19 protein-coding genes and 1 tRNA gene are annotated in these 24,417 nt (G+C 43.0%); 13 read left to right on the forward strand and 7 right to left on the reverse strand.

The window, feature by feature from the left end; translation table 11 throughout:
* Window positions 1–7: 7 nt before the first annotated feature.
* The 6 genes from ACMVDV_RS01020 to ACMVDV_RS01045 all read right to left on the reverse strand — a co-directional run bounded on the left by ACMVDV_RS01020 (window position 8) and on the right by ACMVDV_RS01045 (window position 5,763).
* On the reverse strand, window positions 8–1,360 hold the full coding sequence (locus ACMVDV_RS01020; protein ID WP_304179250.1) for a sodium-dependent transporter: 1,353 nt from the start codon (window positions 1,358–1,360) through the stop codon (window positions 8–10).
* A 214-nt stretch (window positions 1,361–1,574) separates the two neighbouring features.
* Window positions 1,575–2,867 (reverse strand): sensor histidine kinase, encoded by a 1,293-nt coding sequence (locus ACMVDV_RS01025; RefSeq protein WP_416156882.1) that lies wholly within the window; start codon window positions 2,865–2,867, stop codon window positions 1,575–1,577.
* 31 nt (window positions 2,868–2,898) lie between these two features.
* A complete protein-coding gene (locus ACMVDV_RS01030; protein WP_416156883.1) occupies window positions 2,899–3,603 on the reverse strand; it encodes a response regulator in 705 nt (234 codons plus the stop codon).
* A 12-nt stretch (window positions 3,604–3,615) separates the two neighbouring features.
* Entirely contained in the window at window positions 3,616–4,008 is a 393-nt protein-coding gene (locus ACMVDV_RS01035) for a DUF3019 domain-containing protein (protein ID WP_416156884.1), read from the reverse strand.
* Entirely contained in the window at window positions 3,998–4,855 is an 858-nt protein-coding gene (locus ACMVDV_RS01040; protein ID WP_416156885.1) for a MipA/OmpV family protein, read from the reverse strand. Before ACMVDV_RS01040 ends, ACMVDV_RS01035 begins: the two co-directional genes overlap by 11 nt.
* A gap of 104 nt (window positions 4,856–4,959) precedes the next feature.
* Window positions 4,960–5,763: a hypothetical protein gene (locus ACMVDV_RS01045; RefSeq protein WP_414704780.1), complete on the reverse strand. Its 804-nt coding sequence runs from the start codon at window positions 5,761–5,763 to the stop codon at window positions 4,960–4,962.
* A gap of 117 nt (window positions 5,764–5,880) precedes the next feature.
* Between ACMVDV_RS01045 and ACMVDV_RS01050 the strand changes: the two genes are divergently transcribed.
* Both ACMVDV_RS01050 and ACMVDV_RS01055 read left to right on the forward strand, forming a co-directional pair.
* Window positions 5,881–7,059, forward strand: a complete 1,179-nt coding sequence (locus ACMVDV_RS01050) for a serine hydrolase domain-containing protein (RefSeq protein WP_416156886.1) — start codon at window positions 5,881–5,883, stop codon at window positions 7,057–7,059.
* Window positions 7,056–7,532: a histidine phosphatase family protein gene (locus ACMVDV_RS01055; RefSeq protein WP_416156887.1), complete on the forward strand. Its 477-nt coding sequence runs from the start codon at window positions 7,056–7,058 to the stop codon at window positions 7,530–7,532. Before ACMVDV_RS01050 ends, ACMVDV_RS01055 begins: the two co-directional genes overlap by 4 nt.
* A 94-nt stretch (window positions 7,533–7,626) precedes the next feature.
* Here the strand turns inward: ACMVDV_RS01055 and yhbY are convergent, their stop codons facing one another.
* Window positions 7,627–7,923, reverse strand: coding sequence for a ribosome assembly RNA-binding protein YhbY (gene yhbY, locus ACMVDV_RS01060; RefSeq protein WP_016707974.1), 297 nt, complete (start codon window positions 7,921–7,923; stop codon window positions 7,627–7,629).
* 88 nt (window positions 7,924–8,011) lie between these two features.
* Between yhbY and rlmE the strand changes: the two genes are divergently transcribed.
* The 11 genes from rlmE (at window position 8,012) to ACMVDV_RS01115 (ending at window position 24,020) form a co-directional block, all read left to right on the forward strand.
* Complete coding sequence (gene rlmE, locus ACMVDV_RS01065) at window positions 8,012–8,641, forward strand: 23S rRNA (uridine(2552)-2'-O)-methyltransferase RlmE (RefSeq protein ID WP_145239201.1); 630 nt, start codon at window positions 8,012–8,014, stop codon at window positions 8,639–8,641.
* A 57-nt stretch (window positions 8,642–8,698) separates the two neighbouring features.
* Entirely contained in the window at window positions 8,699–10,651 is a 1,953-nt protein-coding gene (gene ftsH, locus ACMVDV_RS01070) for an ATP-dependent zinc metalloprotease FtsH (RefSeq protein WP_416156888.1), read from the forward strand.
* A 101-nt stretch (window positions 10,652–10,752) separates the two neighbouring features.
* On the forward strand, window positions 10,753–11,607 hold the full coding sequence (gene folP, locus ACMVDV_RS01075) for a dihydropteroate synthase (RefSeq protein ID WP_416156889.1): 855 nt from the start codon (window positions 10,753–10,755) through the stop codon (window positions 11,605–11,607).
* Between the two features lie 3 nt (window positions 11,608–11,610).
* A complete protein-coding gene (gene glmM, locus ACMVDV_RS01080) occupies window positions 11,611–12,960 on the forward strand; it encodes a phosphoglucosamine mutase (RefSeq protein ID WP_304179227.1) in 1,350 nt (449 codons plus the stop codon).
* A gap of 72 nt (window positions 12,961–13,032) precedes the next feature.
* Window positions 13,033–13,782 (forward strand): triose-phosphate isomerase, encoded by a 750-nt coding sequence (gene tpiA, locus ACMVDV_RS01085; RefSeq protein ID WP_416156890.1) that lies wholly within the window; start codon window positions 13,033–13,035, stop codon window positions 13,780–13,782.
* 1 nt (window position 13,783) lies between these two features.
* Entirely contained in the window at window positions 13,784–14,134 is a 351-nt protein-coding gene (secG, locus tag ACMVDV_RS01090; protein ID WP_304179223.1) for a preprotein translocase subunit SecG, read from the forward strand.
* Window positions 14,135–14,217: 83 nt separating this feature from the next.
* Window positions 14,218–14,302, forward strand: a tRNA-Leu gene (locus ACMVDV_RS01095).
* 216 nt (window positions 14,303–14,518) lie between these two features.
* Window positions 14,519–15,238, forward strand: a complete 720-nt coding sequence (locus ACMVDV_RS01100) for a Crp/Fnr family transcriptional regulator (RefSeq protein WP_416156891.1) — start codon at window positions 14,519–14,521, stop codon at window positions 15,236–15,238.
* A 203-nt stretch (window positions 15,239–15,441) separates the two neighbouring features.
* Entirely contained in the window at window positions 15,442–15,678 is a 237-nt protein-coding gene (locus tag ACMVDV_RS01105) for a hypothetical protein (RefSeq protein WP_416156892.1), read from the forward strand.
* Between the two features lie 165 nt (window positions 15,679–15,843).
* Window positions 15,844–17,238 (forward strand): hypothetical protein, encoded by a 1,395-nt coding sequence (locus tag ACMVDV_RS01110; RefSeq protein WP_416156893.1) that lies wholly within the window; start codon window positions 15,844–15,846, stop codon window positions 17,236–17,238.
* Between the two features lie 41 nt (window positions 17,239–17,279).
* Window positions 17,280–24,020, forward strand: a complete 6,741-nt coding sequence (locus tag ACMVDV_RS01115) for a GH36-type glycosyl hydrolase domain-containing protein (protein WP_416156894.1) — start codon at window positions 17,280–17,282, stop codon at window positions 24,018–24,020.
* Window positions 24,021–24,417 lie beyond the last annotated feature (397 nt).

Here is a 24,417-nt window from a genome sequence, read left to right on the forward strand (position 1 = left end):
AGCTAACTTAGCCTACTATCGAGCTTACAAACACTAAACCAATGGCTATTGGGCAAATAAACTTAATGTACCATGGCCATATTTTCCAAAATAGGCTGGTGGCAACCTCTGGGCAGCCTTGCTTAATTTCGTTAAGTAGCGAATTGCGATACCAGATCCAGCCAACAAATAAGCAGCACATTAAGCCCAGAATTGGCTGACCAAATTTAGTGGTTAGCGCAATAACCAAACCAAACAAGCTCCCAAAATTCAATAGTATAGTAAAGCTGACTAACGCAATGACCACACCAATCAACCAAGTCGCTGCAACACGACTCATAGTAAAACGCTCTACCGCATAAGATACTGGCGCTTCCAGCATTGAAATAGACGATGTCAATGCGGCGATACTCATCAATGCAAAAAAGGCAAAGCCAACAAATAAACCTATGGTGCCCATACCATCAAAAAGCGCCGGTAATACTTGAAACACTAAGGTGTCTTCAGAAAGTAATTCTCCCGTGGCGGAGAATATTTCCACCCCTTGCGCCTGCGCAACATACATTGCAGGGATAATAAGTAACCCTGCAACAAAGGCGATAAACACATCAATAAGGGTGACATAGGCACCAAGGGACACTAGGTTTTCTTTTTTACTAATATAGGAGCCGTAGATAATCATTACACTGGTGCCTAGCGATAATGAGAAAAAGGCTTGGCCAAGGGCACTGACCAGTAATTCAGGATCTAAAATCGATTTGAAATCAGGTACTAGGTAAGCTTTTAGGCCGGTCATCGCACCTTCTTGCATCATTACATAGACAATCAGTGCAAATAAAATAGACAGCAGTGCCGGCATTAAACGTTTCGACCATTTTTCGATGCCGTGTTCAACGCCGCGACTAATAATTGCTACAGTAAGAATAATGAAGCCCGCTGTAAATATCATATTTCTTGATAGTGACTGTTCACTTAACCATGTTGAGGCCGTATCGCTGCCAGCTAAAGTGGCGATAGGCTCAACGGTAGCACTGATCATCCAACCGGCCACTATGGCATAAAAACTGAGAATAAGACCCGCACAAATAATGCCGCCAAAACCGACCACAAATGCAAAGCGCTTTTGAAGTGGAGTATTCGAAATTTTGCGTAATGAACTAACCGCATTCGCTTGACCGTGGCGACCAATTGTAAGTTCTGCCATCAATGCCGGATACGCTAAACAAAATGCTAAAACAAGGTACGCAATTAAAAAAGCGGCGCCCCCATTACTAGCGGTTTGTGTTGGGAAGCCCCAAATATTACCAAGTCCTACAGCAGAACCTGCTGCGGCCATAATGAATCCAAAACGGGAGCTAAACTCCCCTCTGACTGCGCTCATAATTATTAATTCTTCTCTATTTTGTGACGGCGCTGACAATCTACTGTAATTGTTAAAAAATAAAAAGCTCTTATTGAGTAGATTTTCAGGGTAAAGCAAGCAATTACGATATGTAAACAGTGGTAGCTATTCAGTGGTATTCATAAAAATATGCTATCCATTTGTTTTATAGCTATATATTCAAAATTAGCCACTGTAAACTGTAACATTAAAGTTACAATTGCTGTGCGTTATGTATTTTCAGCGTAAAACAGGCTCCTGCGAGTTTTTTACTGCGATCCACCGTTACTTCGCCATGATGCCAATCTACCACCTTAGCAACAATAGCCAGCCCCAAACCATAACTTTTACCAGCCCGATTACGATGGGTTTGCTCTTGAAAGAACGGGCTAAACACCTTGTGCCAATTTTTTTCTGCAATACCAGGGCCATCATCTTCAACGGTTATAATGAGCGTTTGCTCGGTACTGTATGCAGTTAAGATGATTTTTTGTTTTGCGAAGTCACAGGCATTGGACAATAAATTTGTAATTGCGCGGGCGAGCCAATGTAAATCTGCATGGATCCGGCTGTTATCGCAGATAACCTGCAAATCAAGTTGTTGCTGCAGCAGTTTGGGTTCAAGCTGCTGTACTATGGTGCTTAAGTAACTATTGGACTCGGTATGTGAATAGGTCAGCTGGTTGGCTTTTTGTTCTAAAGTGGCGAATGCTAAATAGCTTTTCAGCATTGATTCCATTTGGTCTAAGTCAGCTTCCATACGATTAAGGTAATGTTTTAGCTTTTCTTCGTTTGCACTGTCCAGCGCAGCATCAAGGCCAAACCGCAAGCAGGCAATAGGCGTGCGTATATCATGGGATAAACTTGTCGCCATGAGCTTATTTTCATCGAGTAATTTTTCAATCTGACTCGCCATGCGGTTAAACGTCAGCTCAACATCTTTTATATAGGTGAAATGTGATACCCGAATGCGGGCGTGCAGATCGCCGTTGGCAAACTTTTTAGCGGCTTCGTTGACTACACCTAATCGTTTCGCTAATGGCGCGATAATAAACCCCATAAACACACATAAGCCTGCATAAAATAATAAGGTAAGCAGCATATCATTTTGTTGGTCTTGCTCATGGGGTTTCTCTAAGCGCAGTTTCAGATGAAAAGGGGCGAGTGCATCATTACTGTATAGGAGATAAAACCCTTGTTGATCTTCTAAAATCAACCCGCCTTTGGCGTTGATCTGCTCCAGCAACGAAGGCGGTAGTGCTAACGACTGTGTGGCGCGATAACTAAGTCCTAATGAAAATTGCTCTGCCAGCAAGGCCGTGTAGTCTGCTCTTTGTTGTACGGCTTGCGCAGCAATTTGTTGACTAAAGCCCATTAACAACTTGCTTTGCAATGCAAATTCATCTTGGCTGGTATGGGTTTGTTGGCTGAATGCATCAATTAACCAGCCTAAAACCACGATCGACAGTAGGGCGCTGGTTAATAAAGATAAATAAAACTTTTTCATAGCATGATGAACCAAGCTTTGTTAATGGTTGTTACCATGCGCTTGCGACCAGTAAGTAGCCTCGTCCCCAAATTGTTTTAATTTTTTCAGGGTGTTGCGGATCATCATTAAATTTTTTGCGCAGTGCAGAAATAAGCACATCAACACTACGATCAAGTCCATCGTATTCTCGGCCTTTGGTGGCTTTAAATACGGCATCACGGGAGACCACTTGACCTGCATTACAGGCCAAGTAATGCAGTAATAAATATTCGGCGCTAGAAACACCTTGCTCAATGTCATTAATAAAGACATTGCGAGATTGGGTGTCGATTTTTAAACAGCCAACTTGCACAATCGTCTCATCCGCTTTTGGCTCAGCGTTGTCGCTTGTTGCGCGCAGCGCTGCTTTTATGCGAGCTAGCAAGGCACGCGGTCGTACGGGTTTCATGATGTAGTCACTGGCACCGACCTCAAGGCCTATGACTTCATCCATTTCTTCGTCTCTGGCGGTCAGCATAATAATAGGGTTTTGGTAAAACTGGCGCAGTTCACGGCAAACACTAATACCGTCTTGGCCGGGTAACATAATATCGAGTAAAATTAAATCCGGCTTAAGCTCTTTAACATGACTTACGACCTGATCACCACGTTCACAAATATGCGTAGTGTAGCCTTGATCGGTCAAATACTCTGCCACCCATTGGGCTAATGAGCCGTCATCTTCAACAAGTAATATTGTGCCGTAATTATTCATACTATTCTCGTTTTAAAAAAGGCGCCAGCGGCGTTTCTTTTGGCGATTTTGATAAACCCATTGCAACTGTACTTGTGTTGCAGCAATGGTTTTACCGGTGTCGCTGTTAATCAATTCAAATGAAATACTTTCAACAGAATCGAAAGCATAATTGAGCTGGCCACTTTTTTGTCTGAGCCAACATTGCATTATATGTTTAGAGGTGGCGTCGCGTAGGCAGTAATTCCCTATGCTGTTTTGTTGCCAGTTTAGTTCTATATCAGCATAGCAGTTACGCCCTTCACGCAGTGCCACACAGGTGTCGGGCAAAGCAATTAAAGCAGAATCTTGGGATCGTTCGTCACTGGCTAATAAGGGCTTAGCGCTTAATAGCAAACAGACGATGGCTGAAGCTTTAAAATACATAGCGCACGCCTATCATGGCTTTGTGCTGATAGCCTTGTGATACGATAGGGCTGTTAGTGATTTCATCTGAAAACCAAGTTGATAGCAAGCCACCAAGAAAGACCCAATGTTGATTTAATGGGTACTCGGCATGGAATTCAAAAATAACACTGACTGCGCTATCTGCTTGGTAAACTGGCCGAGTTGCGGTTGCTTCATCTGCGCTAATGCCAAAATAATAGTTGGTAAAGTCAGCAGAGTACGCACTTATGCCAACACCGGTACGAAACTCCCAGTTTTGCCAAGGTAAGATATGACTAAAAAAGCTATTGATGACCCAACCGTTGTGGGCACTGGAAATATCATGTAAATATTCGAAAGAAATTTGTGAGTTTTCAAAACGGCGGGTAAGTCGCAGCCCGGTATCAAAGTCATACTTGCGACTACGTATTCCTTCGAGTTCAGCAACAGTACCACTGTTATAAAAGTCGAGTCCGGTTTCATCAAATCCAGCTTGGATATTAGTACCAAGAATATCCAGATCCCAATCATACTTATTGATGATGCTATAACCGATAATAACCCCACCACTAAGCTGGCTGTGGTCAATATCTAAATAAAAACGTTGGTACGAAACAGCAAGGTTAATATCAAGCTCTAGACCGTCACTGTAAGAGTCCATGCCAACTAAATAAGAATCTTCTATATAATAACCCGCACCAGCACTCCAATCCCATGCAAAGCCAGCGGTCGGCTCTAAGGTATTATCGGCATAATAGCGATTACTGGCATTGCTAGGGTTGCTCCATAAACCGACACAGATCAATAATAACAGTAGTTTCTGTAGGGTGTGTTGGTTACGTTGCATCCATGATCCAAATAAATTAAGCCGTTATTAAATGTATTATATTGTCAAAGAGTGCCCTTGAACTGTAAAAAATTGTAGCCAGTCTTCATTATCTGAACATTGGCTCAATGTACTTTAATTTTATCGATCAAAATACTGCTTAAATAATAGTGCATCATCGGCGTTAGGGCGCTTACTTCAGTACGATTACAGGGACCTTGCAGTTTTGTTAAGCTGGTCATTTTTGAAATGGTTTTATAGCTAGGAATGCTGACCTCTTGAGTCGCCCTAGCAAGACGTGCTTGGTCGGTATTTTGTTGATGGATAAAGGTAGCTACCTCTAACTCATTACTAATAACTTGTTCTTCACTAAAGCTATAGGTAAGTGGCTCACGATGGAAACTTGCGCTATCAATTGATGATTTACCAAACCATACCACATCACCTGATGCACGATGGATCAGCCGCATGCTCACTTGGGCATTAATTGTCGCGCACTGTTGAATTGGATATAGCTGGGCAATATCATCAAATAAGGCATACGGTTTAACCGGCGGCTGAATTTGATATTTAGTATCTTCAATAAAGTTAAGTTCTAGTTGATGAATAGCAAGTGTGTAATCACTGTCGCCTTGCTCAATTACACGTAAATTCATGGTTGTTAATGCATCGGTAATTTGTTTAAACAAGGTGTCAGTGACACTTGCTTTGTCTGCAACAACTTGCACCGTTTGGTTTCGAGTAATTTTATGCGCTGGTAACTGCACTGATTTTACTTTAGGCGAGGCGTGCTCAGTTTCATAGGAAACTTGATAGCTTTGACTTCTTAATTGTGGCTTAAGTGGCATTTCTAAAGGTGCAGCAGGTGGCGGTGCAGTGACACAGGCTGTTGTAATAAAACTGAAAAGCACAACTGATAAATAACGAATAAACACTGTAAAATCCTTTAAAAACTCAATAATCACGATATTGTACGTTAGTCTTAGTAAAACTTCATGGTATTATGAAGCCACAAACGTCTTAATTTAGATTAAAATAATAAAATAATGAAGACCCTAGTACCGTTTATATATGCTTTTTTTTTACTCACCTCTTTAGTGTTATTTCAAACGCACGTTTATGCTCGTGACCAGCAATGGCAAGAACTTATCAGTGATTATAACCAACACCTTGAACATAAATTAAAAAGCAAAGGTATTCCAGGGGCTGCATTGTCGATAGTGAATGGCCCAGATGATAGCTATGTACAAGGCTTTGGGGTCACAAAAATGCATAAAGGGTTACCAGTCAATGCCCATACTCGATTTCGCTTAGCATCAGTATCAAAAACGTTTGCAGGTTCTCTTAGTGCAAAATTAGCTGTTGAAGGTAAGTTTTCTTTAGATGACCCTGTAAGTAAATTTATACCTGCTTTTGCACAGACTGGATATAAAAATCATTTAAAAGTTTTCCACTTACTAAGTCATTCCAGTGGTTTAGTCCCTAATGCGTATGACAACTTGGTTGAATCAAGAATGAGTTACCCAGATATAGTCGAAAAGTTGCTCAGTGTTAAGCCTATCTGTCAACCTGGGCAATGTTATGGTTATCAAAATGTGATGTTTAGCTTGATTGATGAAGTGATAAAAGCCAGTACACAAATGGATTACGCGCGGTGGCTTAATGAATTTATATTCTCACCTCTGGGTATGAATGATGCCAGTCTTGGCTATGCAGCCATGGTAATTGATGATAATTATGCCTATCCCCATGTACGAGGACGAAAACGTTGGCATACGGCAAGATTGAAAAAAAATTATTATAAGGTCCTGCCTGCCGCTGGCGTTAATGCCAGTGCCAGTGATATGGCTATTTGGTTAAAAGCACAGTTAGGTTATTACCCAACCGTCTTATCAAGCGATCAGTTAGCCAGCCAAACCAGGCCTTATACAGATACTAAAAAAGAGCTACGTCGTAGAGTATGGAAAAAACACCTAACAGAAGCCTATTATGGTTTAGGTTGGCGGGTCTATGATTATGACAATGAAACGCTCTATTATCACAGCGGTTGGGTGCAGGGTTACCGTAGCGATCTTGTGGTAATACCGCATTTAAATATTGGTTTTAGCCTGATCCTTAATGCCGAAACGGGTCTTATCAATGAATTAACCACAGAGTTTATTGACCGTGCATTGGCGTATAAACGTACACAGCAAGTCGCAGCGCATAGCGAGGAAAACAAATGAAATATGTTTTAGCGAGTTTAATATTGCTATTTGCTGTTAATTTGAGCGCGGCACCAGACACTGTTTTTTTATTTCGTCATAGTGAAAAGCTAACTGGGAAAGATCCCCACCTTTCTGATGCTGGTAAGCAACGGGCGCAGCAGTTAGTGAGCTTGCTTAGTAAAGTCCGGCCAAATGCAATCTTTAGTACTGACTATAATCGCACTATCGAGACTGCAACGCCTTTGGCTGAGTATTTTGCCATGCCCATTGAAACTTATGAACCAGGTGATTTAGCCAAGTTGAAACAAACAGTGCTCGCACAAAGTGGCGTCGTTGTTGTCGTGGGTCACAGTAATACCACAGCAAAATTAGCTGAATTAATAGCGCAAGTGACCGTTGAAAAAATGCCAGAAACTGAGTTTGACCGTTATTTTATCTTACAAAAAGTAGGGCAAGGCTATCAATTGAGTCGTTTAAAGATGAATTTTTGAGCACCACGATATATTTCTTTACAATTTATTGGCGTCCAGTAGTAGGCATAAAAAAACCAGCAACAGCTGGTTTTTTTGCAAACAGTAGAAATAATTAATTACGTGGTAATTGAATTTTCTTTTCTTCACTTTGACGATAAAGCACCAGCGTGTGGCCGATTGACTGTAATTTCTCAGCACCGGTTTCACGAATAATCGCTTCAAAAATTAGAGCTTTAGTTTCACGATCATCAGTAGGTACCTTTACTTTGATAAGTTCGTGAATTTCTAAAGCGCTTTGAATTTCAACTAATACACCTTCCGTTAAACCGTTAGAACCTAGTAGTACTACTGGCTTTAGAGAGTGTGCTTGACCTTTTAAAAACTGCTTTTGTTTGTTCGATAATTTCATGTTGTTACAAATTTTGCTGAATATGGCTTGAATTAAGGGTATTCTAACGCCATCTAGAGAATATTACTAATTAGTTGCGTGTTAATTTATGACGAATAAAAAACTTTCGGCCAGTTCACAGCGATGGTTGAAGGAACATTTTGATGATCCTTATGTTCACGAGGCACAAAAGAAAGGTTGGCGTTCTCGTGCGATTTTTAAACTCGACGAGATCCAAAATAAAGATAAATTACTACGCCCAGCCATGACTGTGGTTGATTTGGGAGCTGCACCGGGAAGCTGGTCACAGTATTTAGCAGAAAAAGTCGGCGATAAAGGACAAGTTATTGCTTGTGATATATTACCGATGGATTCACTGGCCGGCGTTGATTTTTTACAAGGAGATTTCCGAGAAGAAGCTGTTTTAGATGCGTTATTAAATCGCATTAATGGTAAAAATGTTGATGTGGTGCTCTCAGATATGGCACCCAATATGAGCGGTAATAGCTCAGTTGATCAAGCTGGCAGTATGTATTTAGTGGAATTAGCATTAGATATGTGTAGCCAGGTTTTAAAGAAAAATGGTGCATTTGTGGTTAAAGTATTCCAAGGTGAAGGCTTTGATGAATTCTTAAAAACAGTGCGTGATAGCTTTAAAACTGTAAAAATCCGTAAACCCGACGCCTCGCGTGCACGATCACGTGAAGTATATATAGTAGCGACAGGCTACAAACTGTAGTACAGTTGTCAGGCGTTTAGTTGAATTTAAATTAATTGGATACAAGAGGTTAACCCCTTGAGCGATATGGCGAAAAATCTAATACTCTGGCTGGTCATTGCAGTTGTGCTAATGTCAGTATTTCAGAGCTTTAATGGTGGCGATCAAACAGACCGTCAAACAAGTTACAGTCAATTTGTAAAAGATGCCCGCAGTGGCGCTTTACAAGAAGTGGCAATAGAAAGCACCAGTGGCACAATTACTGGTACTAAAACCAATGGCGAACGTTTTCAAACGATCATGCCTATTTATGATAAAGACATTCTTAATGACTTATTAAAAAGTGATGTGAATGTCAAAGGTGTGAAGCCTGAAGAGCAATCGTTCTTAGCAAGCATCTTAATATCATGGTTCCCAATGTTATTACTGATTGGGGTATGGATTTTCTTCATGCGTCAAATGCAAGGCGGCGGTGGCAAAGGTGCTATGTCGTTTGGTAAAAGTAAAGCACGCTTAATGGGTGAAGATCAGATTAAAACCACGTTTGCCGATGTTGCCGGTTGTGATGAAGCCAAAGAAGATGTTACAGAGTTGGTGGATTTCTTACGTGACCCATCTAAGTTCCAAAAACTCGGTGGTAGTATTCCTAAGGGCGTACTGATGGTAGGTCCTCCAGGTACTGGTAAAACTTTGCTGGCTAAAGCTGTTGCAGGTGAAGCGAAAGTACCGTTCTTTACGATTTCAGGTTCAGACTTTGTTGAGATGTTTGTCGGTGTAGGTGCATCGCGTGTTCGGGATATGTTCGAACAAGCGAAAAAAGCAGCGCCGTGTATTATCTTTATCGATGAAATTGATGCCGTAGGTCGTAAACGTGGCGCAGGCATGGGGGGTGGTCACGATGAGCGTGAGCAAACACTTAACCAAATGCTAGTAGAGATGGATGGCTTTGAAGGTAACGAAGGGATTATCGTTATTGCCGCGACTAACCGTCCAGACGTACTTGACCCTGCGCTACTTCGTCCGGGTCGTTTTGACCGTCAAGTTGTGGTTGGTTTACCCGATATTCGTGGTCGTGAGCAAATCCTTAAAGTGCACATGCGTAAAGTACCATTAGGTGACAACGTTGAAGCATCAGTTATTGCGCGTGGTACACCTGGTTTCTCTGGAGCTGATTTAGCGAACTTAGTAAATGAAGCCGCTTTATACGCAGCTCGTGGTAATAAACGTGTTGTGAGCATGGCTGAATTTGATGCCGCTAAAGATAAAATCATGATGGGCGCAGAGCGCAAGACCATGGTGATGAGCGAGAAAGAAAAAGAGATGACGGCTTATCACGAAGCCGGTCACGCGATTGTTGGTCGCATCGTACCTGAGCATGATCCTGTTTATAAAGTATCAATTATTCCACGCGGTCGTGCCCTTGGTGTAACTATGTACTTACCTGAACAAGACCGTGTTAGCCACTCTAAAGAGCTACTGGAATCAATGATTTCAAGTTTATACGGTGGTCGTATCGCGGAAGCACTTATTTACGGTGAAGATAAAGTCACTACAGGTGCCAGTAACGATATCGAGCGAGCAACAGATATTGCCCGTAAAATGGTAACTCAGTGGGGTCTAAGTGAGAAACTAGGGCCGTTAATGTACACTGAAGACCAAAATGAGATGTACATGGGTGGCGGCGGTGGCCGTGCTATGAGCATGTCAGATGAAACGGCTAAAGTAATTGATGCGGAAGTTCGTTTGTTATCAGATCGTAACTACCAACGTGCTGAGCAAATCTTAAAAGATCATATTGATATTTTGCATTCAATGAAAGATGCATTAATGAAATATGAAACGATTGATGCAAAGCAAATTGATGACTTAATGGCGCGTCAGCCAGTACGTGAACCGCGTGATGCACATGACCGTCATGATAAAACAGACAAAAAACCAGCAGCTGCTGAGACAAAAGCAGAGCCAATGGTTGAAAAAGACGACAAATCAGCTGAAAAAGATGAAACAAATCTTGATGACAAAGCTGAATAACAGTTAAAATAGCAATACTAAAAGCCCCGATTGTCGGGGCTTTTTTGTAGTTTTGAATTAAACTATTAATATCAATGCAACGGATGTATTGAAGGTGATAGATGGCCACAGTTGATTTACCTAGAGGTCGCATTTTACACCTCAACACCCCAGTGATAATGGGGATCCTGAATGTCACGCCTGATTCTTTCTCAGATGGTGGGCGTTATTATCAAACAGACAACGCTGTCATAAAAGCCCAAGCCTTATTAGCAGACGGCGCTACCATACTCGATATTGGTGGTGAATCGACACGTCCAGGCGCACCTGATGTTAGCCTTGAAGATGAATTAGCCAGAGTAATCCCCGCCATCGAGGCAATTCGTGCCCACAGCGATAGTGCCGTAAATGATTGCATCATTTCGATTGATACCAGTAAAAGTGAAGTGATGCGCCAAGCTATTTTAGCTGGTGTCGATATTGTTAATGATGTGCGAGCTTTACAGGAGCCTAACGCATTGGCCACGGTCGCACAGTATCCAGACGTTGCAGTGTGCTTAATGCACATGCAGGGTCAGCCCCGTAGTATGCAAACCTCACCTCATTATGATGATTTATTCAGTGATATAAATGATTTTTTTGCACAGCGGATCAATGCCTGTGAAACAGCGGGGATTCAGCGTCAGCGACTTATTCTAGACCCCGGATTTGGCTTTGGTAAAACACTCAGTCACAACTACCAATTACTGGCGCGGTTTAATGAATTTAACCACTTTGGTTTACCTGTTTTAGCAGGACTCTCGCGCAAGTCAATGCTTGGCACCTTATTAAACAGACAAACAAACGAGCGCCTTGCTGGCAGTTTAGCAGGGGCATTAATTGCAGCGCAAAATGGCGCAAAAATTATTCGTGTACATGATGTAAAAGAAACCGCAGATGTGCTTGGCGTATGGCAAGCTTGCGAACAAGGAATTTAAAAAATGAAAGAAAGAAAGTATTTTGGCACCGATGGTGTACGTGGCATGGTGGGTGAATACCCAATTACCCCTGAATTTGCACTTAAATTAGGTTGGGCTGCAGGCAAGGTACTATCAAAAAATGGCACTAAGAAAGTCATTATTGGTAAAGATACTCGCATTTCTGGTTATATGTTAGAAACATCCCTTGAAGCGGGTTTGATTGCCGCAGGTATTGATGTGGTATTACTTGGCCCGATGCCAACACCAGCCGTTGCGTATTTAACGCAGACGTTTCGTGCCGAAGCTGGGATTGTGATCAGTGCATCTCATAACCCATATCACGACAATGGCATTAAGTTTTTTTGTGGCCGAGGTTTAAAGTTAGCTGATGAAGTAGAGCTACAAATTGAAGCGATGCTTGATGAACCAATGACCTGTGTAGCATCTGATAAGCTAGGTAAAGCCCGTCGTTTAGAAAGCGCGGATGGTCGTTATATCGAGTTTTGTAAAAGCCAATTCCCACAAGGTTTGTCGTTAGAAGGCTTAAAAATTGTTTTAGATTGTGCCAACGGCGCAACCTATCATATTGCGCCATCAGTAATGCGTGAGCTTGGCGCTGAGATAATTTGCCATGCTTGCGAGCCAAATGGTGTAAATATCAACCTAGAATGTGGTGCTACCCATGTTGATGCATTAAAACGCAAAGTATTAGAACATAATGCTGATGTCGGCATTGCCTATGATGGCGATGGCGACCGGGTGATGATGGTTGATCACAATGGCCGTGTATTTGATGGTGATGATATTGTTTACATTATTGCCTGCCAAGCTGCCAATGATGATATGTTAGGTGGTGGGGTTGTGGGCACTGTGATGTCTAATATGGGTCTTGAAAACGCGCTTAAAGCCAAAGGTATCGAGTTTGCTCGCAGTAAAGTGGGCGATCGTTATGTGATGGAATTACTACAAGAAAAAGGCTGGAAAATCGGCGGCGAAAGTTCAGGCCATGTCTTGAATCTGGATTTGATCAGCACCGGTGATGGCATCATTTCAAGTCTGCAAGTACTGGCTGCTATGGTGGCGCAAAATCGTACGCTTAAAGATTTAGGTGCAGGCTTTGTTAAATACCCAATGAAGATGATTAATGTGCGCTACAAAGCGGGCACTGATCCAACGCAAGCGCCAGAAGTTATTGCTGCAGTTGCTGATGTTGAAAAACAACTAGCAGGAAAAGGCCGTGTGTTATTACGTAAATCGGGTACTGAACCGGTTGTGCGTGTCATGGTCGAAGCCGAAGAAGAGAAAGTGGTGCTTGATAGTGCGCAAAAAATTGCCGCAGTTGTTGAATCTATGAGCAAACAAACTGATTAAGAACAATAACCTCTTGTAACTTTGGGCGAGTCGAGTTACTATCTCGCCCGCTTTCTAATGTGGAGTGGAAAAATGGTAATACGCAAGCCAATGGTCGCAGGCAATTGGAAAATGAACGGCTCAAAACAGTTAGTTCAGCAATTATCTGACGCAATCAACAACGTAAAATCAGCAGAGATAGACGTTGTGGTGTTTCCACCTTACCCATTGTTATCTATGCTAAGTGCAACCGGTGTAACAACCGGGGCACAAACGGTTTCTGAACACGAAGCTGGTGCATTTACTGGTGAAGTTGATGCGCAATTAATTAAAGATTTAGGTGGCGAATATACCTTAGTTGGCCATTCTGAACGCCGTAGTATTTATGGCGAAAGCAATGACACCGTTGCAGCTAAGTTTGCTCGTGCCCAACAAGTGGGTTTAACACCTATCTTATGTGTTGGTGAAAGCGAACAACAACGCGAACAAGGTCAAACTGAATTAGTGGTTGCTGCACAAATTGATGCAGTAATTGATAAATTAGGTCTAGCAGCACTGAAAGATTCTGTGATAGCATACGAGCCCGTTTGGGCCATTGGCACAGGTAAGACTGCATCGCCTGAACAAGCACAACATGTGCACAAATTTATCCGTGATAAAATTGCTGCTATTAGTAGTGATTTAGCACAAGGGCTGACCATTCTGTATGGTGGCAGCGTAAATGAAAAAAATAGCGAATTATTATTTGCACAACCAGATATAGACGGCGGCCTGATTGGTGGCGCTAGTCTAAAAGCAGATTTATTTACTGCAATCTGTGAAAGTGCAAAAGGGACCGTATAAGATGTACGAAATTTTATTAGTAGTTTATTTAGTTGTCGCTTTAGCGCTTGTTGGTATGGTTTTAATTCAACAAGGCAAAGGCGCAGATATGGGTTCATCATTTGGTGCTGGCGCTTCTGGAACTGTTTTTGGTTCATCAGGCGCAGGTAACTTTATGACTAAAACAACCACAATCTTAGCCAGTGTTTTCTTTGTGCTAAGTATTGTACTAGGTAACTTAACCGCAGGTCAGATCAAAAAGACTGACGAGTGGGAAAACCTAGAAGCAGCACCAGCAGTTGAAACAACGGCTCCTGCAGCTGACGATGTTCCAGTAACATCAACGAAAGAGAAATCTGACGTACCAAATTAATACTTGTAACAAGTATCGTTAAACGATTTATTCTCCTCAAATAAATCACTATGTTTAACAGCTAAAGCGAAAGCTTTAACAATGCGGTTGTGGTGGAATTGGTAGACACGCTACCTTGAGGGGGTAGTGCTTTCGGGCGTGGGGGTTCAAGTCCCCCCAACCGCACCATCTTAGAAAAGCCAGTAACATCACTGTTACTGGCTTTTTGCTTTTTGTTGTATGTCGTGAGCAGAGATTTTCACCTCGGTTAGCTCCTCCTGTTTATTAAAATTAGTATCTCTTCAAGTATAGCGCTGTAGCGCACAGACGAAAAACTAGGGTTAGTCCAAGTTATCAATAACTATTACGTTCTTTGATATATGGATTTATCCATTGGAGGTCTGAGTGACTGCAACGTGCACCTCACCGGTTGTAAGCAACCATTTATTAAACTATTTACCTAGACTCGAATACCAATGGTTTGTTGAACATTGCACGCCAGTCGCACTGTTGTTCGGCGAAACACTGAATATTGCTGACGAAACGATAAAATATGTTTATTTTCCAGTAACGGGCTTTATTTCATTACTTATCGAGGTTGTCGAAAAACAGCCTGTTGCGATGGGGTTAATTGGTAATGAGGGCATGCTAGGTGCCACGCTTGCGCTTGAAAACTCAAACGCTGCTATGAAGTCGATTGTCCAAAGTTCAGGGCGTGCGCTGCGCATGGACGCCGCAATATTTAATCACCGGTTAGAAAGCAATCCGCTGGTTAGAAAATTAATACTCAATTATCTCTACGTGGTGATGCAACAACTCGCGCAAGCGGGCGCATGCAATAACGCTCATGAAGTGAAGCAACGCCTCGCTCGATGGCTATTAATGACACAAGATCGTACTCATTCAGAGCATCTGCAGTTAACACATCAGTTGTTAGCGAACATGCTGGGTGTGCGGCGCAGCGCAGTAACGATTGCGGCAGGTTATTTACAACAGCAGGGAATTATAAGTTATAACCGCGGACAGATTAAGATCTTGTCCAGAGCTGGCCTCGAGCAATCATCCTGTCAATGCTATTTTGCAGCGGTGAATAGTTACCAACAAACATTAGCCATTTATAAATAGCAGACAATGCTCTGCGCTATATCGCAACAGATAGTGACTATGTGCGCTGTCGTACCGAATCATAAAAACTTTCCAGTTACATTATCCTGAATCAAACGCAAAAAGTATGGCTCTGGAAATTAAGCTGTTCACAAGCATGAGCTCATTTTAAAAATAGTACTCTCAATTAGCGATCGCCAATCAGCAGAGAATTAGGGACAACTATGTCAAATATCATTTCTGCATTTTTTTGCTCTCAATTTGCAAAACCACCGTGGAATAGTGTTCAGCCTGTTCGCGAAGAACTGTTTGGAGTTGAGCGATTAGTGCAGCATGCAATCAGTTTGGCTAAAGCACAAGCAGTGTCAAAATCAACTGCCAGAGTTGTGTCATTACAGGTTCGTCTCAAACAAAATGCATCAGTATTGTTGGCAGCCTATCATGCTAACGCCAAAGCATAGGCTGCAGGGCATAGTGTTGTACCGGCGGCTGAATGGCTACTGGATAATTATCATTTAATTGAGCAACAAATTCGTGAAGTCAGAGATGATCTGCCGGATGGCTTTTATCGCCAATTACCAAAGTTAGCCAGTGGCCCTTTTGCGGGATATCCACGAGTTTTTGGTTTGGCGTGGGCGTACGTTGCTCACACGGATAGTCATTTTGACGAGCAGAGCCTTTGTAAGTTTATTAAAGCCTATCAAACCATCAATATTCTCACTATCGGCGAACTATGGGCCGTCGCGATTACCTTACGCATAGTGTTAATTGAAAATTTACGCCGACTTGTTGACCAAATTTCTGTTGGTCGCAGCGACCGTGATGATGCGGATCAGCTCACTGACCGTCTGATGATGTCAGGCAGCGCTGATACCGTTTTATTAGCTGAGATGCAAGCGCGTTCATCAGCCCCTTTATCGGAAGTGTTTGCAGCACAACTTGCGAAACGATTACGGGATCAAGATCCACATATCACTCCTGCGCTGAAATGGTTAGAACAAAAACTAAATGAACAAGGTCTTTGCGTTGATGATGTAGTTCAACATTCGCAGCAACGCGAAGGTGCGTCCAATGTGACTGTTCGTAATATCATAACCAGTATGCGGTTGATCACCGATATGGACTGGACTGATCTTTTTGAAAAGGTCAGTCTCGTTGATGAAAAATTGCGTTGTGCAAGTGCGTTTGGTGACATGGATGCGGTTACTCGTAATCTATATCGCAATGCCATTGAACAACTAGCGCGAGGCTCAAAACTTTCTGAAGTTAAGGTGGCTAAGCTGGCACTGCAGGCGGGCAGAGATGCAAAGAAAAATACCGACAACCAGCAAGAAGCCGAGCGCCTTGGCGATCCTGGTTATTACTTAATAGACAAAGGCAGAGCACAGTTTGAACAATCACTAAAATTTCGGCCTAATTTAAGGCTTTGGCTGAGCCGATTGCATATCAAAATCGGCTTAGTAGGTTATGCCGCATCAATTGTACTCTTGGCACTTGGGTTAGTGATTGGGTCTATTTCTTTATTTGGTTTTCGCCAATTGCCGCTCGATTTATTTTTAGTATTAATAATTATCGGGTTTTTACCCGCCACCGAAATTTCAACCGCTATTATTAATCGTTCGGTCACTTGGCGGCTGAGAAACGGCACGTTACCTGGGCTTGAATTTAAAACCGGTGTGCCAACGTCATTACGTACTTTGGTCGCGGTGCCAACATTATTGACTAATTCAAGCGATCTTTGTCAACAAGTAGAGCGTTTACAAGTGCACTATTTAGGTGGGGTCGATGGCGATTTAATATTTGCATTATTAGTTGATGGTTTAGATGCCGATCAACAAGTGCTAGCAAGTGATAATCAAATGCTGACAATAGTGGCAGCACAAATAGACCATCTAAATCATCTTTACCCATCTGGTCCTGCGGGTAAGCGGTTTTTACTATTGTATCGGGGGAGGCAATTTAACCCCAGTGAAAATAAATGGATGGGGTGGGAGCGTAACGTGGCAAATTACATGAATTGAACCGTTTGCTGCGAGGAGCCACTGATACTAGTTTTATCCCCTTGACTGGCAGAACATTAGAGGTCCCAGAGAATGTTCGCTATGTGATCACCCTTGATGCAGATACGCGGTTACCGCGTGATACTACCTTACGGCTTATTAGCCGGATGGGGCACCCACTTAACCGTCCTCGCTTTAATGTTAAGACACAGCGGATTGAAGCCGGTTATGGCATTATTCAACCTCGTGTCACGCCTTCATTGCCTATTGGTGCAGAGGGGTCTTTTTATCAGCGCGTTATTTCCAGTCCGGGCGGGATGGATCCTTACGCTGCGGCAAATTCAGATGTTTATCAAGACTTGTTTGGCGAAGGCTCTTATACCGGAAAAGGCATTTACGACATTGATGCATTTGAAGCAGCCCTTGCAGGGCGAGTAACAGAAAATGTCATGCTAAGCCATGATTTATTTGAAGGTATATTTGCGCGTGCGGCGCTGGTGTCGGATGTTGAGGTTGTTGAAGAGTTTCCAGCTCGTTACGATGTATTAGAAAAACGGCAACACCGCTGGACTCGAGGAGACTGGCAGCTATTACCTTGGATATTCGGTAAATTTTCTGGCGCAGATGCCGTGTCCTGGGTTGGTCGATGGAAATTATTGGACAACCTAAGACGCTCTTTAATTGCACCCATCACCTTTTTGGCATTGCTGTTATGTTGGCTATTGCCATTACCATTAGCAGCAATAAGTACGGTTTTATTATTAGCGACCATCGCCATTCCAGTATTTACTCCCTGTTTATTTTCACTTATTCCACCAAGGCCTAGTGTCGAATTTCGTCATCATATTCGCATGTGGTTTGGGGATTTGCGTCTGGCATCGGCGCAAGTGTTTTTTAAAGTGGTATTTTTACCTGATCAAAGTTGGCGAGCCATGGATGCCATCGGGCGAACATTGATTCGCTTATTTGTCACTCGTAGTCATCTCTTAGAATGGACCAGCTCGGCACAATCCAATGGTGATCCGCGGCTGAATATCCTCGGCTTTTATAAAACAATGTACCAAGGCACACTCGTTAGCCAGCTAGTATGCTTTGCGATATTGATCAATATGCCAGCGACTTGGCCGCTCGTGTTGCCATTTTTATTGCTGTGGCTAACAGCTCCTCTATTAGCTTATTACAGTAGTCGTCCTATCACGACAGGCAACCTTGACAACGTAGCACCATATGCTGATGTGCTTCGATTGACCGCTCGTCGAACATGGCGTTATTTTGAAACCTTTGTGACTGATGAAGACAATATGTTGCCGCCAGACAATTTTCAACAACAGCCAGAACCAGTGATCGCGCATCGTACCTCACCCACTAATATTGGACTGTATTTATTGTCAGCCGTTGCTGCGCGAGATTTTGGTTGGATAGGGTTGTACGCTGTTGTTAATCGTTTAGAAGCAACCTTTGCCACCCTTGATAAGTTAGCTAAGTGCAAAGGGCATTTTTATAATTGGTACGCCACCCAAAACTTAGCAACGTTAAATCCAGCGTACGTTTCCTCAGTAGACAGTGGTAACTTTGCCGGCCACTTGATCACTTTGGCGAACGCTTTAGATGAATGGCAACAGATGCCCACTGATCATCATTGCAACACGGGGATGCAAGATAACCTCAGTTTGCTGAGTGAGGCCATTACAACGAATACTTTAATTGACTCACAAGATACCCAACTACTGAATGCTACTGTGGCTGAAATAACCATGCTGATTGATACTGCGGCTACGATAGAGCATATCACCCCTAGCATAATTAAATTAGTTAACCGCGCCATGGAGCTACCAGTATTTGGGTTAACTACGGATGCGACCTGTGATGAAATTAGGTTTTGGCTTAAAGCTATAGCGACCTTGGCTGGCGAGCAATTACAAGATCATCAATTGAACATTTATTCGCCTCAAGCAGATGTTAACTTAATACACCAATTGAAAAAGTTAGCAAAAACAGCGCGAGAGATGGCTAACGGGATGAACTTTGCTTTTTTAATTAATCAAGAAAGAAAGTTGCTATCGATTGGTTATTCGCAGTCTGACAATAGTCTTGATGCTAACTGTTATGATTTACTGGCATCCGAAGCGAGGTTGGCCAGCTTGTTTGCTATTGCCAAAGGCGATGTGGCGACTAAACATTGGTTTCATTTAGGGCGCACCGCAACGCCGTTAGGTAAAGGTTCAGCACTGATCTCTTGGTCAGGCTCGATGTTTGAATACCTCATGCCGTCTTTGATCATGCGCGCGCCAGTAGGGAGTTTACTTGAACAAACCAACCGTTTAGTGGTTGCACGCCAACAAAGTTACGCTAAGCAACTGGGGATCCCTTGGGGGATCTCTGAGTCAGGTTTTAATGCCCGAGACATTGAATTTACCTATCAATATTCTAACTTTGGCGTGCCAGGTTTGGGCTTAAAGCGAGGGCTGTCAGAAAACCGGGTAATTGCCCCCTATGCGACAGGCCTGGCAAGTATGATTGATCCCGCTGCTGCTGTAGAAAACTATCAACGGTTACGTAGTATTGGAGCATGCGGGCGTTATGGTTTCTTTGAAGCGTTAGATTTTACTCCTTCACGTGTGCAGTCGGGCAGCAACGTTGCCATTGTTCGCAGTTTTATGGCGCATCATCAGGGCATGACCATTGTCGCTATTTTAAATTGTTTACGCGATGGTTTAATGCGTTCGCGTTTTCATCGAGAGCCATGTATCCAAGCCTGTGAGTTACTATTGCAAGAAAGAATGCCCAGAGATGTTGCAATAGGGCATCCTCGCGCTGAAGAAGTCAGGGAATCTGCCAGTGTGAATGCCAGTGAAGCGAATACAGTTAGGCACATAAAGGTTGCAATGGATGTTGAGCCGACCACGCATCTATTATCAAACGGACGCTATACCGTCATGTTAACGGCAACTGGCACAGGTTATAGCCGCTGGGGGAATTTTGCGATTACGCGATGGCATAGCGATCCGAGCTGTGACAACAGTGGTTCATTTATTCTGCTGCGTGATGTTGAAACCGCTAAGTCTTGGTCAAGTACTGCGCAACCCTTTACGAGCTCTGGTGGTGAGTTTACGCCATGTGTTTTTAGCGAAGATCACGCAAGGTTTATGAAAATAGACGGAAACTTAACCACCACAATGGATGTGTTAGTGTCGGGGGAAGATGATGGTGAAGTGAGAAAAATAGCAATAAGCAATCAAGGTCATTTCAGTCATGAAATAGAGCTCACCTCATTTGCAGAATTAGTACTTGCAACAGCAGCGAATGATAATGCCCATCCCGCCTTTGCGAAGATGTTTGTGCAGACCGAGTTTAATCAAGAATATAAAGCGATTATCGCGACGCGGCGCAAACGCTCTGCCGATGACGCTGATATTTGGCTTGGCCATTTTGCAATTATAGAGGGGGAGATAACGGCAGAGCCACAATATGAAACCAGCCGTGCTGAATTTATCGGGCGGGGTAATAACTTAGTCAATGCACAAGCCATGACTCTAACCTCATGCTCCTCGAGTAAGAAGCTATCAAATACGGTGGGGTGTGTACTGGATCCCATATTGTCCTTACGATATCGTATTAAAGTGCCTGCGCAAGGAGCCGTGAACATCGCATTTTGGACCGTGGTGGCACCGTCCAAAGAAAAACTAATAGCGATGATAGACAGGCACCACGATGCGAATGCTTATGATAGAGCAAAAACGCTGGCCTGGACTCAAGCGCAAGTACAGCTTCGTCACTTAGGTAGCGAATATACCGAGGTGGCAGATTTTCAACGTTTAGCCGCGCCAATTTTATATGCAGATCCGCGCTTTAAAGCGTCATCAGCGGATATCATCAAAGGCATTAAGTGTCAGTCTGAACTGTGGGCACAGTCAATTTCTGGTGATCTCCCCATCGTGTTGTTATTAATTGATGATATTGAAGATATCGCAAAGGTTAAGCAGCTTTTACGGGCCCATGAATACTGGCGAATGAAGTGCTTAGCGGTCGATCTGGTGATCATTAATGAACACCCATCGGGTTACATGCAAGACTTACATAATGCAATTGAGACGGCTGTGCGAAGTAGCCAATCTCGGCCATCTTTTAATCATGATTATTTGGCAGAGCAGAGCATTGGAGCCGTGCATGTATTTCGTGCTGACATGATAAACAGCGGGACTCGCGATATGCTGCATGCTATTGCCCGAGTGGTTTTAGTCGCCCGCCATGGCTTTATTAATAAGCAGTTTTTTTTGCGTACGGCAAAAACGCGCAAGCATGCGTTAACTAGCATGCTAAATCAGCAACCACGGACGTTAAACGCGAATACACCATTGCCAAAAGCGCACTTACCAGAGCTGGAATTTTTTAACGGTTTAGGCGGCTTTGCTGATAATGGGCGTGAATATGTCATTCGTTTGCACAATGGTGAATGTACCCCGGCACCTTGGCTCAATGTTATTGCTAACCCGCGTTTTGGTTTTCATGTTTCGGCTGAAGGCAGTGGCTATACGTGGTCAGAAAACAGCCGAGAAAACCAACTGACCACCTGGTCAAATGATGCCGTGTCAGATCCCATTGGTGAGATTGCTTATGTATGCGATAAAGACAGCGGCGAAATTTATACTGCAACGGCTCAGCCCTTACAGGACAAGGGCAGTTATATAATACATCACGGTTTTGGCTTCAGCCGGTTTAAGCATCAGGTTAGCGGACTATCATTAGATTTATTGCATTATGTGCCACTGGACGATGCAATTAAAATCTCTCGATTAACCATACACAATGAGTCAGGTCGAAAACGTCGGCTGTCAGTAACAGCTTATGTGGAATGGGTCCTTGGCACATCGCGAAGTACCGCTGACTGTTTTATTACCAGCTCGTTGGATACAAACAGCAATACAATTTTATTGCATAATCGGTGGGGAATGGCATTTCCAGAACGAGTTGCTTTTGTTGATATGGCAGGTGCACAAACTGCGTGGACAACCGATAGAAGCGAATTTCTTGGTCGCAATGGCAGCAAGGCTGCGCCAAGGGCTTTAAGTCAGCAGGTATCTTTATCTGGCACTGTTGGGGGAGGTTATGATCATTGCAGCGCTTTACAAACTGATATTGAGCTTGCTGATGGTGAAAGCCGTGAAGTTATCATGTTTATTGGCCAAGGCGACTGTGAGCAACATGCCTTAGAATTGGTTAGCAATTACCGACAAAGAGATCTGGATGAGGTGTTTGCCGGTGTACAAAACCATTGGCACACCCTATTAAATAAGGTGCAGGTAAAAACCCCGGATCGCGCTATGGATATTATGCTCAACGGCTGGCTGATGTATCAAACTATAGCGTGTCGAATATGGGCGAGATCTTCTTTTTATCAAGCCAGTGGCGCTTATGGATTTCGTGACCAACTGCAAGATGGTATGGCCATCACCTTAAGCCAGCCTGCAATAACCAGAGCGCATATTTTACGTGCCGCGGGTAGGCAGTTTGTTGAAGGTGATGTACAACATTGGTGGTTGCCGCATTCCGGACAAGGGGTACGAACTCATATCTCAGATGATCGTGTTTGGTTAGCACTGGCAACCGCAAACTATATAAAAGTAACGGGTGATAAAGCGATATTAACGCAACCTATCCCATTTTTAGAGGGCAAGCCGCTTGGCAAAGAGCAGCATGATGCCTACTTTAAACCGAACGTTAGCGAAGAGTCTGCCAGTCTATTTGAACATTGTGCTCGCGCACTGGATCAAAGTATTCAGTTAACGGGTGAGCATGGCCTGCCATTGATGGGAACTGGCGACTGGAACGATGGCATGAACTTAGTCGGAGCGGCTGGCAAGGGCGAGAGTGTATGGCTTGGCTGGCTGTTGATCCGTGCTATAGACTTATTTGCCGTTTATGCGCTCGAACAAGAAACTGAAGCGGATCGACTACGAGGCAAGCATTGGCAAGAACATGCTGAAAAAGTGCGTATTTGTATTGATGAACAAGCATGGGATGGACAATGGTATCGTCGAGCAACATTTGATGATGGTACTTGGCTTGGTTCAAAAAGTAATGATGAATGTCAAATCGACTCTATTGCTCAATCTTGGGCGGTATTAGCAAAGGGGACAGATCAACACAAAGTCATTACAGCCATGTCTGCCGTTGAAACTCATCTTATCAAGCAGCAAGAACGGTTGGCCTTGTTATTTACCCCGCCTTTTGATCAAACCACTCATAATCCTGGATATATTAAAGGTTACCCGCCCGGTTTAAGAGAGAATGGTGGTCAATACAGTCATGCTGCTATGTGGTTTATTTTAGCATTAGCTAAACAGGGCGAAGGTAAAAAAGCCGTGGATTTATTTGCCATGGTCAATCCGATTAATCACGCCAGTGATGGTGAAAAAGTACAACGCTATAAAGTTGAACCTTATGCCGTAGCCGCTGATATCTATTCAATTTCACCTTATGTTGGCAGAGGTGGCTGGACTTGGTATACCGGTGCTGCTGGTTGGATGTATCAGGCGGGGTTAGAAGGTATTTTAGGTATTCGTCGTGAGGGTAAAAATTTAATTATTCAACCCTGTATACCTGAGCATTGGCCTGAATTTAACGTTGCAATAAAAATCGCGAATAGCCACTTTGATATAACAGTAAATAATCAAGTACCGCTTGCGAATAATCTATTGCATGCAGAGCTTAATGGCACTTTATTAGCTAACCAAGGCTCATTGGTGAGTGTGGAGCTCAAAGACGGCTATCATCGTTTGACGATATCGGCGAGCGTCAAGTAAAAAAACATTTTTATTGATATTATGTTGCTGCGCAGCGTAAATAATAAAGTAATGCATCAGAAAAAATCACGAGGGCATGATGGCTACCAAATTTTTAAACAAGCTTAATCCATTGAAATAATAGTACAAACTCTAATGTAAAAATTAGAAAACCATAAATAACCAGACAATGAGCAAAATTCAATAATTTGTCTTGGCAAAGCACTGAATAGCGCGCAAGATGTATATTCACTTTTCGCTAACATAACGGCATAACGATTTCGTTATATTTATTGAAGTTAGGCGCTAAAAATGACGTGCAAATCATTTTCCACACATATCAGTTATGTAGGCAACTAAGCCGTTAACATAATGGCCGATAGACTAATTAATATACTTTATAATCTATATTAATCAG

This window comes from Pseudoalteromonas sp. ASV78, assembly GCF_047806705.1.
Classification (GTDB): domain Bacteria; phylum Pseudomonadota; class Gammaproteobacteria; order Enterobacterales; family Alteromonadaceae; genus Pseudoalteromonas; species Pseudoalteromonas prydzensis_A.